11 protein-coding genes are annotated in these 14,549 nt (G+C 68.5%); 10 read left to right on the top strand and 1 reads right to left on the bottom strand.

All coding sequences use genetic code 11. The features are described from left to right. Positions 1-4 precede the first annotated feature (4 nt). On the bottom strand, positions 5-1,921 hold the full coding sequence (gene typA / locus ACIQ8B_RS06905) for a translational GTPase TypA (protein WP_106412624.1): 1,917 nt from the start codon (positions 1,919-1,921) through the stop codon (positions 5-7). 490 nt (positions 1,922-2,411) lie between these two features. On the opposite strand from typA, the gene ACIQ8B_RS06900 reads away from it, so the two are divergent. From ACIQ8B_RS06900 to ACIQ8B_RS06855, 10 genes are all read left to right on the top strand, one after another. Beyond that, positions 2,412-3,452, top strand: a complete 1,041-nt coding sequence (locus ACIQ8B_RS06900; protein ID WP_365414913.1) for an ABC transporter permease — start codon at positions 2,412-2,414, stop codon at positions 3,450-3,452. 101 nt (positions 3,453-3,553) lie between these two features. Continuing rightward, positions 3,554-5,356, top strand: coding sequence for an ABC transporter substrate-binding protein (locus ACIQ8B_RS06895; protein ID WP_290011429.1), 1,803 nt, complete (start codon positions 3,554-3,556; stop codon positions 5,354-5,356). Between the two features lie 104 nt (positions 5,357-5,460). Further along, positions 5,461-6,438 (top strand): ABC transporter permease, encoded by a 978-nt coding sequence (locus ACIQ8B_RS06890; RefSeq protein ID WP_403545809.1) that lies wholly within the window; start codon positions 5,461-5,463, stop codon positions 6,436-6,438. Positions 6,439-6,448: 10 nt separating this feature from the next. Then, positions 6,449-7,510, top strand: coding sequence for an ABC transporter ATP-binding protein (locus ACIQ8B_RS06885; RefSeq protein ID WP_106412620.1), 1,062 nt, complete (start codon positions 6,449-6,451; stop codon positions 7,508-7,510). A 13-nt stretch (positions 7,511-7,523) separates the two neighbouring features. Continuing rightward, positions 7,524-8,648, top strand: a complete 1,125-nt coding sequence (locus tag ACIQ8B_RS06880; protein WP_290011427.1) for an ABC transporter ATP-binding protein — start codon at positions 7,524-7,526, stop codon at positions 8,646-8,648. A gap of 338 nt (positions 8,649-8,986) precedes the next feature. Next, positions 8,987-10,609: an ABC transporter substrate-binding protein gene (locus tag ACIQ8B_RS06875; protein ID WP_403545806.1), complete on the top strand. Its 1,623-nt coding sequence runs from the start codon at positions 8,987-8,989 to the stop codon at positions 10,607-10,609. Between the two features lie 6 nt (positions 10,610-10,615). After that, on the top strand, positions 10,616-11,539 hold the full coding sequence (locus ACIQ8B_RS06870; RefSeq protein WP_403545804.1) for an ABC transporter permease: 924 nt from the start codon (positions 10,616-10,618) through the stop codon (positions 11,537-11,539). Then, positions 11,532-12,512: an ABC transporter permease gene (locus tag ACIQ8B_RS06865; protein ID WP_290011424.1), complete on the top strand. Its 981-nt coding sequence runs from the start codon at positions 11,532-11,534 to the stop codon at positions 12,510-12,512. The genes ACIQ8B_RS06870 and ACIQ8B_RS06865 overlap by 8 nt, the downstream gene beginning before the upstream one ends. 6 nt (positions 12,513-12,518) lie before the next feature. After that, positions 12,519-13,493, top strand: a complete 975-nt coding sequence (locus ACIQ8B_RS06860; protein WP_403545802.1) for an ABC transporter ATP-binding protein — start codon at positions 12,519-12,521, stop codon at positions 13,491-13,493. Then, positions 13,486-14,535 carry an ABC transporter ATP-binding protein gene (locus ACIQ8B_RS06855; protein WP_290011422.1) on the top strand — a complete coding sequence of 350 codons (1,050 nt, stop codon included), beginning with the start codon at positions 13,486-13,488 and terminating at the stop codon, positions 14,533-14,535. The genes ACIQ8B_RS06860 and ACIQ8B_RS06855 overlap by 8 nt, the downstream gene beginning before the upstream one ends. The last annotated feature ends 14 nt before the right edge of the window (positions 14,536-14,549 follow it).

Raw genomic sequence — 14,549 nt, 5'->3', positions numbered from 1 at the left:
GGGATCAGCCGTGCTTGGCGCGGCTCGCGGCGCGGGCGCGCTCGCGGGCGTCCAGGTTCACCTTGCGGATGCGGACGGCCTCCGGGGTGACCTCCACGCACTCGTCGTCGCGGCAGAACTCCAGGGACTGCTCCAGCGACAGCTTGCGCGGCGGCACGATCGACTCGGTCACGTCGGCCGTGGACGACCGCATGTTGGTGAGCTTCTTCTCCTTGGTGATGTTGACGTCCATGTCGTCGGAGCGGGAGTTCTCACCGACGATCATGCCCTCGTACACCTCGGTGCCGGGCTCCACGAAGAGCACGCCGCGCTCCTGCAGGTTGGTCATCGCGAACGCGGTGACCGCACCGGCGCGGTCGGCGACCAGCGAGCCGTTGTTGCGGGTGGTCAGCGTGCCGAACCAGGGCTCGTGGCCCTCGTGGATGGAGTGGGCGATGCCGGTGCCGCGGGTCTGGGTCAGGAACTCGGTGCGGAAGCCGATCAGACCGCGCGAGGGCACCACGAACTCCATGCGCACCCAGCCGGAGCCGTGGTTGGACATGTTGTCCATGCGGCCCTTGCGGACGCCCATGAGCTGCGTGACCGCGCCCATGTGCTCCTCGGGCACGTCGATGGTCATGCGCTCGACCGGCTCGTAGACCTTGCCGTCGACCTCCTTGGTGACCACCTGGGGCTTGCCGACGGTGAGCTCGTAGCCCTCGCGGCGCATCTGCTCGACCAGGATGGCCAGCGCCAGCTCGCCGCGGCCCTGCACCTCCCAGGCGTCGGGGCGGTCGGTCTCCAGGACGCGGAGCGAGACGTTGCCGATCAGCTCGCGGTCCAGGCGGTCCTTGACCTGGCGGGCGGTGACCTTGCGGTCCTTGACGGCCGCCTTGTTGTCGGCGCCCTTGCCGCTGCCGCCGCGGCCGACCAGCGGGGAGGTGTTGGTGCCGATGGTCATGGAGATCGCCGGCTCGTCCACCGTGATCAGCGGCAGGGCGACCGGGTTCTCCAGGTCGGCCAGCGTCTCACCGATCATGATGTCGGGGATGCCCGCGACCGCGCAGATGTCACCGGGGCCGGCCTTCTCGGCGGGCTTGCGGGTGAGCGCCTCGGTCATCATCAGCTCGGAGATGCGGACGTTCTGCACGGAGCCGTCGCGCTTCATCCAGGCGACGGTCTGCCCCTTCTTCAGCTCGCCCTGGTGGACGCGGAGCAGGGCGATACGGCCGAGGAAGTTGTCGGCGTCGAGGTTGGTGACGTGGGCCTGGAGCGGGGCGCCCTCCTCGTAGGTGGGGGCGGGGATGTGCTCGAGGATCGTCGAGAAGAACGGCTCGAGGGAGTCGGAGTCGCCGGGGACCGTGCCGTCGTCGGGCTTGGTCAGCGAGGCGACGCCGTCGCGGCCGCAGGCGTAGACGATCGGGAACTCGATCTGCTCCTCGTCGGCGTCCAGGTCGAGGAAGAGGTCGTAGGTCTCGTTGACGACCTCGTCGATGCGGGCGTCGGGCCGGTCCGTCTTGTTGATGCAGAGGATGATCGGCAGCCGCTGCTGCAGCGCCTTGCGCAGCACGAAGCGGGTCTGCGGCAGCGGGCCCTCGGAGGCGTCCACCAGCAGCACGACGCCGTCGACCATCGACAGACCGCGCTCGACCTCGCCGCCGAAGTCGGCGTGGCCGGGGGTGTCGATGATGTTGATCGTGATGGGCTCCCCGCCGTCCTTGGGGTGGTACTTCACCGCCGTGTTCTTGGCGAGGATCGTGATGCCCTTCTCACGTTCCAGGTCGTTCGAGTCCATCATGCGGTCGTCGACCTGGTCGAGCTGGTGGGCGGCGAAGGCGCCGGCCTGCTTGAGCATGCCGTCGACGATGGTGGTCTTGCCGTGGTCGACGTGGGCGACGATGGCGACGTTGCGGATGTCGTGGCGCGTTACGGACGGTGCCATGAAAGGCGTACTCCCGGGGGTGGTGAAGGTCGCCCGCCGCAGACGTCTGTGGTGCGAGGGCACTGCCGGGCTGGACACGCCTCGGCCTTCCTCCATGGTACGGGGCCGCCACCCGCACCGCCCGCGCGTGCCGGAGGGCCCGGGGCCGGGGAGGCCGGCGTCCGGAGGGGCGGACGTCTCCGGGCGGTCACACGTGCTTCCGGCAAACGCAACATCTCGTTCGCATATCGGTGATCACGCACGCGGGTTTCGGACATGTAAACCAAAAATGCGCACCGAATGTCTGAATTGTCGAATTCGGTTCAGAGGTGTCAAGCGCGCGCAGGTGTCGATCTCTGCAATATTTCCTCAAAAAAACGACGGTAGGGAGATCCCTATGCCGTACGCCCTTGACGCGCGTTGACTCTCTTGGCGAAAGTTCCCCCAAACCGCAGAACCTGCCGGTATCTGTGCTGCGCTCAACTCTCCAACCCCCCGGGGGACGAACACGATGACCAGTCCAACTAAGGCCGAGGACTCCGGGTCCGCGGCTGTCTTGGACCCCGAGCTCACGGCGACCACCGACGTCGCCCAGGGCGAGAAGCAGCCCGAGGGCCGTTCCCCCGGCCAGTTGATGTGGCAGCGCTTCAAGCGTGACCGTACCGGAGTCGTCTCCGCGTGCGTGGTCATTTTCTTCTTCGTGGTGGCCGCGCTGGCGCCGGTGATCTCCAAGCTGTACGGCAAGGACCCCTACACGCTGTACGCCCAGGAGCCCGACTACCCCTTCCTCCTCGACGACTTCGCCATGCCGAACGGTTCCTTCGGCGGCATGTCGGGCGAGTTCTGGTTCGGCGTCGAGCCCAAGCTGGGCCGCGACGTGTTCACGATGCTGCTGTACGGCATGCGGACGTCGCTGTACATGGCCGTGGTCGTCACGCTGCTCAGCGTGATCACGGGCGTGATCATCGGCATGATCGGCGGCTACTTCGGCGGCCGCGTCGACTACTGGCTCGGCCGGGTGACGGACTTCTTCCTGGGCTTCCCCCAGCAGCTGTTCTTCATCGCCTTCATGCCCGTCGTCACCGCGATGTTCGTCGACCCGCAGGACGAGACCCCCACCTACCTGCGGGCCGTGGCGATCATCCTCGTGATGTGGTTCCTCGGCTGGATGGGTCTGTCCCGTCTGGTGCGCAGCTCCGTGCTGTCGTTGAGGGACCGTGAGTTCGTCGAGGCGGCCAAGGTGTCCGGCGCTCCTCCCGGGCGCATCGTGCGCAAGGAGATCCTGCCGAACATCGTCACCCCGATCCTGGTGCAGGCGACCTACATCCTGCCGAGCACGATCCTCACCATCGCCTTCCTCTCGTTCATCGGCGTCGGCTTCGTCGAGCCGACCCCGGACTGGGGCCGCATGTTCAAGGTCGGCACCGAGGTGTACGAGCAGGACCCGATGTTCCTGCTCTTCCCGGGAGCGGCGCTGGTGATCTTCGTTCTTGCCTTCAACCTTCTCGGAGACTCCGTCCGGGACGCATTCGACCCCAAGACCGGACGCTGAACGTCCATTGGTGGGTGGGGGAGCTGCCGCCCCCGGCCGGGCTACCGGACTGTCAGGCAGCAACTCGTGGACAACTATCGACAGGTAGGTGCATCGGCATCATGAAGCCCATCAGAACGCGTACCGCGCGCGCCATAGCCGTGGCCATCGTGGCAGGCTCGCTGGCCCTCACCGGCTGCTCCAGCAACGACAACGGCGGCGGCAAGGGCAAGAGCGACGCGAAGTCCCAGAAGGACGCCGCCGAGCAGCAGGACCCTGTCGCCTACGGTGACGCCGCCGCGTCGACCGGCCCGGCGAAGGACGTCCAGGGCGCCAAGTCCGGCGGCTTCATCAACGTCTACATGCAGTCGGACCTGTCCCACATGGACCCGGGCCAGATCTACGTCAGCGACGCCGGTCAGTTCTCCAACCTGATCCACCGCGGTCTGACCAACTTCCAGGAGGACGAGCAGGGCAACCTGACCGTCGTCGGCGACATCGCCACCGACTCCGGCCAGTCCTCCGAGGGCGGCAAGGTCTGGACGTACAAGCTCAAGGACGGCATCAAGGACGAGGACGGCAACGAGATCACCTCGGCCGACGTCCGCCACACCATCGAGCGCATGTACTCGAAGGTCATCTTCGACGGTCCGACCTACATCCAGACCTGGCTCTCGGGCAACGACTACCGCAAGGCGCTGCCGGACGGCCCCTACAAGGGCAAGCACCTGCCGGACACCGTCCTCGAGACGCCGGACGACAAGACCGTCGTCTTCAAGTTCAACCAGCCGCGTCCGGACCTGCCGCAGGCCCTGGCCATGGCCGGCTACTCCATCGTGCCCGCCAAGCAGGACACGAAGGAGAAGTACGACAAGGCGCCCGCGGCCCTCGGCCCGTACAAGATCGCCGAGTACAAGCCGGGCAAGTCCATGAAGCTGGTCAAGAACGACCAGTGGGACCCGAAGACCGACGCCGTGCGCCACCAGTACGTCGACGGCTTCAACTTCACCAACACGGTCTCCCAGCCCAGCCAGACCAAGCGCCTGATCTCCGACCAGGGCGAGGCGAAGAACGCCATCCAGTTCACCGACTCGGTGGACCCGGCCCAGATGTCCGACGTGGTCACCAACCCGGAGACCAAGAAGCGGACCATCCAGGGCTACCAGCCCTACGTGTGGCAGCTCACCTTCAACATGGACCGCCTGAAGGACAAGAAGGTCCGCGACGCGATCACCTACGCGATCCCGAACCAGTCCATGGTCCAGGCGGACGGCGGCCGCTACGGCGGTGAGGTCGCCGGCGGTCTGCTCGCCCCGACCCTGCCGGGCTTCGACGCGACGTACGACCCGTTCGGCAAGCTGAAGAAGCCCAACGGCGACCCGGAGAAGGCCAAGGAGCTGCTGAAGGAGGCGGGTGTCAAGGAGGGCACGAAGCTCACCTACGCCTACTCCAACACGCCGCGCGGCCAGGCCCAGCAGGTCATCATCAAGGACGCGCTGGAGAAGATCGGCTTCGACGTCCAGGCCAAGGAGATCGACCGGGCCAGCTTCTACGAGCAGATCGGCAAGCTGAACAACCCGTACGACATCTACATGACCGGCTGGGGCCAGGACTGGCCGTCCCCGTCCACGGTCATCACCCCGGTCTACGACGGTGAGCTGGTCGCCGACGGCGCGTCCAACTACTCGCACATCAACGACAAGCAGGTCAACGAGCTCATCCAGAAGGCCCTGAAGCAGCAGCCCGAGGAGGCGGCCAAGACCTGGGAGCAGGCCCACCACCGGATCGTCGAGGAGATCAACCCGGCCGCGCCGGTCTACTACTCGAAGCAGATCCAGCTCTACGGATCGAACATCGGTGGCGCCAGGTACAGCACCGAGTCGAGCTACATCAACATCACCGACCTGTACCTGAAGCAGCCGTAAGCCCTCGGTTCGGCTGACCGCGGGGGTGTGCGCCAGGCGGAGCACACCCCCGCGGACGGTACCCCCTAGCTGCCGCCGCGTTTCGAAGAGAGCATCCACCCGCCATGCTTCAGTTCCTCATCCGCAGGCTGACCGGCGCCGTCGTCATCATGTTCCTGATCGGCGCCTTCACGTTCTTCCTGTTCTATACAGTTCCTCAGGACTTCGCTGCGCTGTCCTGCGGCAAGAACTGCTCGCCCGAGAACCTCGCGGTGATCCGCGAGAACCTGGGCCTGGACAAGCCCATCACCACCCAGTTCTGGGAGTTCATGACGGGCATCGTGGCCGGCCGCGACTTCCCGCAGGGGCACTGCTCCGCGCCGTGCCTGGGTGTCTCCTTCGACAGCGGCGAGTTCGTCTGGGACTCCATCATCGACCGCTTCCCGCTGACGCTGTCGCTGACCGTCGGCGGTCTCGTGATCTTCCTGATCCTGGGCCTCGGCTCGGGTCTGCTGGCCGCCTGGAAGCGCGGCACCGTGGTCGACAAGCTCGTCAGCGGCGCCTCGATCGTGCTCAGCTCCTTCCAGATCTACCTGCTCGGCCCGATCGTCCTCGGCCTGCTGGTCTACAGCACGGGCATCATGGAGTTCCCGAAGTACTACAACTTCACCGATGAGCCCGGAGCCTGGTTCCTGGGGATGCTCATCCCCTGGGTGGTCATGGCCACCATCTTCACCGCGCAGTACACCCGTATGTCCCGCTCGACGATGATCGAGCAGCTGCAGGAGGAGCACGTCCGCACCGCGCGCGCCAAGGGCATGCGCCGGAGCTACGTCTTCTTCCGCTACGCCTGGCGCGGCTCCCTGATCCCCATCGTCACCATCCTCGGCATGGACCTCAGCGCCCTGCTGTCCGGCGCGGTGGTCACCGAGTTCACCTTCGACCTGGCCGGCATCGGCCGTCTCGCGGTCGATTCGTCGCTGACGAAGGACCTGCCGGTGACCATGGGTGTCATGCTGTTCGGAGCGTTCTTCATCCTGCTCCTGAACATCCTCGTCGACCTCGCCTACGCCTTCATCGACCCGCGCGTACGGCTCAGCTAGGAGAAACACCGTGACCACACTGACCAAGACCGAAGGCGAGAAGGCCCCGACCGGGCCCGAGTCCTTCCTCTCGGTCCGCGACCTGCGGGTGCGGTTCTCCACCGAGGACGGCATCGTCAAGGCGGTCGACGGGCTGTCCTTCGACGTCGAGCGCGGCAAGACCCTGGGCATCGTGGGCGAGTCGGGTTCCGGCAAGTCCGTGACCAACCTGACCGTGCTCGGGCTGCACAACCCCAAGACCACCACGGTCGAGGGCGAGATCCTCCTCGAGGGCCAGGACCTGGTGACCACTCCTGAGAAGGAGATGGAGAAGCTCCGCGGCAACAAGGTCGCGATGATCTTCCAAGACCCGCTGACGGCGCTCTCGCCGTACTACACGGTGGGCCGGCAGATCGCCGAGCCGTTCATGAAGCACACCGGCGCCTCCAAGAAGGAGGCGCGGGAGCGGGCGATCGAGATGCTGGCCAAGGTCGGCATCCCGCAGCCCAAGACCCGCGTGGACGACTACCCGCACCAGTTCTCCGGCGGTATGCGCCAGCGCGCCATGATCGCCATGGCGCTGGTCTGCGACCCCGACCTGCTGATCGCGGACGAGCCGACCACCGCCCTCGACGTGACCGTCCAGGCCCAGATCCTCGACCTGCTCAAGGACCTCCAGCAGGAGTTCGGGTCGGCGATCATCTTCATCACCCACGACCTCGGCGTCATCTCCGACATGGCCGACGACCTGCTGGTGATGTACTCCGGCCGGGCCGTGGAGCGCGGCAGCGTCCGCGAGGTGCTGCGCGAGCCGCGGCACCCCTACACCTGGGGTCTGCTCAGCTCGATGCCGCGCCTCGGCGGGAGCACCTCGCAGCCCCTCATGCCGATCCCCGGCTCGCCGCCCAGCCTGCTGAACCCGCCGTCCGGCTGCCCGTTCCACCCGCGCTGCACGTTCACGGACAAGGTGTCGGGCGACCGCTGCAGCACCGAGCGGCCCTTGCTGGGCGAAGGCCGCGCCGCTGCCTGCCACCTGACGGCAGAGCAGAAGCAGACCATCTTCATCGACAAGATCCAGCCCCGGCTGCGCTAGGGAGATCCGAGACATGAGCGACAACCTCACCCTCCCCGCACAGCAGGGCTCCACCGGCGCGTCGACCGAGGCGCTGCTGAAGGTGGAGGGCCTGACCAAGCACTTCCCGATCTACGGCGGCTTTCCGATCAAGCGGAAGGTCGGTGCCGTGCAGGCCGTCGACAACGTCGACCTGACCGTCGGCGTCGGCGAGAGCGTCGGCCTGGTGGGTGAGTCGGGCTGCGGCAAGTCGACCACGGGCCGGCTCATCACCCGGCTCCTGGAGCCGACCGGCGGGAAGATCGAGTACGCGGGCCAGGACATCACGCACGCCAAGCGCAGGCAGCTGGCGCCGGTCCGGTCCGAGATCCAGATGATCTTCCAGGACCCGTACTCCTCGCTGAACCCGCGGCAGACCGTCGGCACGATCATCAAGTCGCCGATGGAGGTCAACGGGATCGACCCCGCGGGCGGCCGGGAGAAGCGGGTCCGCGAGCTGCTCGAGCTCGTCGGCCTGAACCCCGAGCACTACAACCGCTTCCCGCACGAGTTCTCCGGCGGCCAGCGCCAGCGCATCGGCGTCGCCCGGGCGCTCGCGCTCAACCCGAAGCTGATCGTGGCGGACGAGCCGGTCTCCGCGCTCGACGTGTCGATCCAGGCGCAGGTCGTCAACCTGCTGCAGAAGGTGCAGGAAGAGATGGGCATCGCCTTTCTCTTCATCGCCCACGACCTGGCCGTCGTGCGGCACTTCTCGCAGCGCGTGGCCGTGATGTACCTGGGCAAGGTGGTCGAGGTCGGTGACCGCGACTCCATCTACAACCGCCCGCGGCACCCCTACACCCACGCCCTGCTGTCGGCCGTGCCCGAGGTGGCCATGGACGACGAGGCGGAGAACCGCGAGCGCATCCGCCTCGCCGGTGACGTCCCCTCGCCGATCTCGCCGCCGTCCGGCTGCCGGTTCCGCACGCGGTGCTGGAAGGCGCAGGACAAGTGCGCCACCGAGGAGCCGCCGCTGGTGCGGATCGAGGGCAACACCGAGGGCCACCTGACGGCGTGCCACTTCCCGGAGGAGCCCACCGTCGAGGCGCGTGGCGAGGACGTCGTGCTGGACCCGGCCCTGAAGGCGCTGGAGAAGGACGGGGGCGCCGCCAAGGACTGACCCCTTCACCGCAGGCCCCTGAGAGGACCGGGGGCGGGAGGACACCCTCCCGCCCCCGGTCCTTTCGTGTGCCCGGCCCGGAGCCCGCCGCCCCCGGAGCCGCCCGGTGGCCTCGTGCGCGCCCGCCCGGCCCTCGCGCACCGCGTCCGTGACGCGGATGCCACGCGGGTTCGGCCGGTTGCTTCCCGGGCCCGCCCGAGGCTGCGGCGCGTACGGCCACGGCTCCGCGCTGGCCCGTCCGGACGACCCCCGTACCCGTACGGCCCCGGCGGGCGTGCGCACCGGGGCGCCCGCTCCCAGGCTGGCCCGGTAAGGGACCCGGGCACGAGGAGGCACCCATGCGCACCACCACGCACGCCGGACGGGCCGTCTGCGCGATGGCGCTCGTCCTCGCCGCGGCGGGGTGCGGCGGCGGGGGCGGCAGCGGCGACTCCAGTGCCGTGCTGAGCGCCTCCTGGGGCGATCCGCAGAACCCGCTGGAGCCGTCGAACACCAACGAGGTGCAGGGCGGCAAGGTCCTCGACATGATCTTCCGGGGCCTGAAGCGGTACGACCCGGAGACCGGCGAGGCGCAGGACATGCTCGCCGAGAGGATCGAGACCTCGGACTCGCAGAACTTCACCGTCACCGTCAAGGACGGCTGGACCTTCAGCAACGGCGAGAAGGTCACCGCCCAGTCCTTCGTGGACGCCTGGAACTACGGCGCGAGCCTGCGCAACAACCAGCGCAACGCGTACTTCTTCAGCTACATCGAGGGCTACGACCAGGTGCATCCGGAGGAGGGCGAGCAGACGGCGGACACCCTGTCCGGGCTGAGGGTGACCGGCGAGCGCACCTTCACCGTCAGGCTCAGCCAGAAGTTCTCCACGTTCCCCGACACCCTCGGCTACGCGGCGTTCGCGCCGCTGCCCCGGGCGTTCTTCGACGACCACGACGCCTGGGTGCGCAAGCCCGTCGGCAACGGGCCCTACCTGGTGGAGTCGTACACCCGCGGTTCGCAGATGTCGCTGCGCGCGTGGGACGACTACCCGGGCGACGACAAGGCGCAGAACGGCGGCGTCGACCTGAAGGTCTACACCGACAACAACACCGCCTACACCGACCTGCTGGCCGGCAACCTCGACCTGGTCGACGACGTGCCGGCCGCGCAGCTGAAGAACGTGAGGAACGACCTGGGCGACCGCTACCTCAACACCCCCGCCGGCATCATCCAGACCCTCGCCTTCCCGTTCTACGACGACGCCTGGAACACCGAGGGCGCGACGAAGGTCCGCCAGGGCCTGTCCATGGCGATCGACCGCGAGCAGATCACCGACACGATCTTCCAGAAGACCCGCACCCCCGCCACCGACTGGACCTCCCCGGTGCTCGGCGAGGACGGCGGCTTCCAGGACGGACTGTGCGGCGAGTACTGCGAGTTCAAGCCCGACGAGGCGAAGAAGCTGATCGAGGAGGGCGGCGGACTGCCCGGCGGCAGGGTGACCCTCACCTTCAACGCCGACACCGGCTCCCACCGCGAATGGGTCAACGCCGTCTGCAACTCCATCAACAACGCGCTGGACGACGAGCGCGCCTGCACCGCCAACCCGGTCGGCACCTTCGCGGACTTCCGCAACGAGATCACCGACCGGAAGATGACCGGGCCGTTCCGGGCCGGCTGGCAGATGGACTACCCGCTCATCCAGAACTTCCTCCAGCCGCTGTACTACACCAACGCCTCGTCCAACGACGGCCAGTGGTCGAACGAGGAGTTCGACGACCTGGTGGACCGCGCCAACCAGGAGACCGACACCGCCAAGGCCGTCGGCCTGTTCCAGCAGGCGGAGGAAGTGGTCCGCGACAACATGGCCGCGATCCCGCTCTGGTACCAGAACGGCAGCGCCGGCTGGTCCGAGCGGCTCTCCGACGTCGAGCTCAACCCCTTCAGCGTCCCCGTCTACAACGAGATCAAGGTCAGCTGAGCGGTCATGGGGCGCTACGTCGTCCGGCGGCTGCTCCAGATGATCCCGGTCTTCGTCGGGGCCACGCTGCTGATCTTCCTCATGGTCAACGTGATGGGCGACCCCATCGCGGGACTCTGCGGCGAGCGGCGGTGCGACCCGGCGACGGCCGTCCGCCTGGAGCAGGAGTTCGGCCTCGACAAGCCGGTCTGGCAGCAATACCTGACGTACATGGGGAACGTCTTCACCGGCGACTTCGGCACGGCCTTCAACGGCCAGGAGGTCACCGAGCTGATGGCGACGGCGTTCCCCGTCACCGCCCGGCTCACCCTGATCGCGATCCTCTTCGAGATCGCCGTCGGCGTCACCCTCGGCGTGGTCACCGGGCTGCGCCGGGGCCGGCCGGTGGACACCGGGGTGCTGCTGCTGACCCTCGTCGTCATCTCCGTGCCCACCTTCGTCACCGGTCTGCTGCTCCAGCTGCTGCTCGGCGTGAAGTGGGGCTGGATCCGGCCCTCGGTGTCCTCCGAGGCGCCCTTCGGCGAGCTGATCCTGCCCGGCCTGGTGCTGGCGTCGGTCTCCCTCGCCTACGTCACCCGGCTGACCCGCACCTCCCTCGCGGAGAACCGCCGCTCCGACTACGTCCGCACCGCGATCGCCAAGGGCCTGCCCCGGCGCCGGGTCGTCGTCCGCCACCTGCTGCGCAACTCCCTGATCCCCGTGGTCACCTTCATCGGCGCCGACATCGGCTTCCTGATGGGCGGGGCGATCGTCACCGAGCGGATCTTCAACATCCACGGCGTCGGCTACCAGCTCTACCAGGGCATCCTGCGGCAGAACACGCAGACGGTGGTCGGCTTCGTCACCGTCCTGGTGCTGGTCTTCCTCGTCGCCAACCTCGTCGTCGACCTCCTGTACGCCGTACTCGACCCGAGGATCCGCTATGTCTGACCGTCATCACGAACGCGACCCCGCCATCGCGGGGACCGGCATGGGCGGCGCCATGGACCTGGGCGTCGACGAGGCCGAGACCCTGGAGGAGCAGCCGGCCGGACCGGACGGCGCCGGGCCGGAGGAACAGCCCCGCTCCCTGTGGTCGGACGCCTGGCGGGACCTGCGCCGCAACCCCGTGTTCCTCGTCTCCGCGCTGGTCATCCTGTTCCTGGTCCTCATCTCCCTGTGGCCGTCGGCGATCACCTCCGGCTCCCCGCTGAAGTGCGACCTGTCCAAGGCGCAGGAGGGTTCGCAGCCCGGCCACCCCTTCGGTTTCGACGGGCAGGGCTGCGACGTCTACACCCGCACCGTGTACGGCGCCCGCACCTCCGTCGCGGTCGGGGTGCTCGCCACCCTCGGGGTCGCGGTCCTCGGCAGCGTGCTGGGCGCGCTCGCCGGGTTCTTCGGCGGTGTCGCGGACAGCGTCCTGTCCCGGATCACCGACGTCTTCTTCGCCATCCCGGTCGTCCTCGGCGGTCTGGTGCTGCTGTCCGTCATCACCAGCAACACCGTCTGGCCGGTCATCGGCTTCATCGTGCTGCTCGGCTGGCCGCAGATCTCCCGCATCGCGCGCGGCGCCGTGATCACCGCCAAACAGAACGACTACGTGCAGGCCGCGCGGGCGCTCGGCGCCTCCCACTCCCGGCTGCTGCTGCGCCACATCGCGCCCAACGCGGTCGCCCCGGTCATCGTCGTCGCGACCATCGCGCTGGGCACGTACATCGCGCTGGAGGCGACCCTGTCCTACCTCGGCGTCGGGCTGAAGCCGCCCAGCGTCTCCTGGGGGATCGACATCTCCGCGGCCTCGCCCTACATCCGCAACGCCCCGCACGCGCTGCTGTGGCCCTCGGGGGCGCTGGCGATCACGGTGCTGGCGTTCATCATGCTCGGCGACGCGGTGCGCGACGCCCTCGACCCGAAGCTGAGGTGAGCCGCGGTGCTGCTGGAAGTACGCGACCTGCACGTGGAGTTCCGCACCCGGGACGGTGTGGCGAAGGCGGTCAACGGGGTCACCTACGGCGTGGACGCGGGGGAGACTCTGGCCGTGCTGGGCGAGTCCGGCTCCGGCAAGTCGGTGACCGCGCAGGCGGTCATGGGCATCCTCGACACCCCGCCCGGCCGGATCACCGGCGGCGAGGTGGTCTTCCAGGGCCGGGACCTGCTGACGCTCAAGGAGGAGGAACGACGGCGCATCCGGGGCGCCGAGATGGCGATGATCTTCCAGGACGCGCTGTCCGCCCTGAACCCCGTGCTCACCGTCGGCGACCAGCTCGCGGAGATGTTCACCGTGCACCGGGGCATGTCCCGCAAGGACGCGCGGGCCAAGGCGGTCGAGCTGATGGACCGGGTGCGCATCCCGGCCGCGCGGGAACGGGTCCGGCAGTACCCGCACCAGTTCTCCGGCGGCATGCGCCAGCGCATCATGATCGCGATGGCGATCGCCCTGGAACCGGCCCTGATCATCGCCGACGAGCCGACCACCGCCCTCGACGTCACCGTCCAGGCCCAGGTGATGGAGCTGCTCGCGGATCTCCGGCGGGAGTACCGGATGGGGCTCATCCTCATCACCCACGACCTGGGCGTGGTCGCCGACGTCGCCGACCGCATCGCGGTGATGTACGCGGGCCGGATCGTGGAGTCGGCGCCGGTGCACGACATCTACAAGGCCCCGGCCCACCCGTACACCCGCGGTCTGCTGGACTCCATCCCGCGCCTGGACCACAAGGGCCGGGAGCTGTACGCCATCAAGGGCCTGCCGCCCAACCTCACCCGCATCCCGCCGGGCTGTCCCTTCCACCCGCGCTGCCCGCTGGCCCGGGACGTCTGCACGACCGACGACCCGTCGCTGTACGAGGTCTCCGGCACGCGCGGGAGCGCCTGCCACTTCTGGAGGGAGTGCCTGGATGGCTGAGCCGGTCCTGGAGGTCAGCGGCCTGGTCAAGCACTACCCGCTGACCCGGGGCGTCGTCTTCCGCAAGCAGGTCGGCGCCGTGAAGGCGGTCGACGGCGTGGACTTCCGCCTGGACCGGGGCGAGACGCTGGGCATCGTGGGGGAGTCCGGCTGCGGCAAGTCGACGGTCGCGAAGATGCTGGTCAACCTGGAGCGGCCGACGGCCGGTTCGATCCGCTACAAGGGCGAGGACGTCACCCGGCTGTCCGGCAAGGCGCTCAAGGCGGTGCGCCGCAACATCCAGATGGTCTTCCAGGACCCGTACACCTCGCTCAACCCCCGCATGACGGTGGGCGACATCATCGGGGAGCCGTACGACATCCATCCCGAGGTGGCGCCGAAGGGGGACCGGCGGCGCCGGGTGCAGGACCTGCTGGACGTGGTGGGCCTGAACCCGGAGTACATCAACCGCTATCCGCACCAGTTCTCCGGCGGCCAGCGGCAGCGCATCGGCATCGCGCGGGGGCTCGCGCTGCGCCCCGAGGTGATCGTCGCGGACGAGCCGGTGTCCGCGCTGGACGTGTCGGTGCAGGCCCAGGTCATCAACCTGATGGACCGGCTGCAGAGCGAGTTCGACCTGTCCTACGTCTTCATCGCGCACGACCTGTCGATCGTGCGGCACATCTCCGACCGGGTCGGGGTGATGTACCTCGGCCGGATCGTGGAGACCGGCACGGACACCGAGATCTACGACCACCCCACGCACCCGTACACGCAGGCGCTGCTGTCCGCGGTGCCGGTGCCGGACCCCCGGGCACGGGAGCACCGGGAGCGGATCGTGCTGAGCGGGGACGTGCCGTCGCCGACGGACATCCCGTCCGGCTGCCGCTTCCGCACCCGCTGCTGGAAGGCGCGGGAGCGGTGCGCGGTGGAGGTGCCGGCGCTGGCGGTGCCGCCCTGGTTCGCGGAGACCGGAGGCCCGGCCGCGCACGACTCGGCGTGCCACTTCGCGGAGGAGAAGCACGTGGTGCCGGTGGAGGAGCGGGGCGAGGGGCCCGGCTGACGGGGCGCCGGCCG

Source organism: Streptomyces sp. NPDC096105, assembly GCF_044763335.1.
Lineage (GTDB): Bacteria > Actinomycetota > Actinomycetes > Streptomycetales > Streptomycetaceae > Streptomyces.
This window is presented reverse-complemented; position numbering and strand designations above follow the sequence as displayed.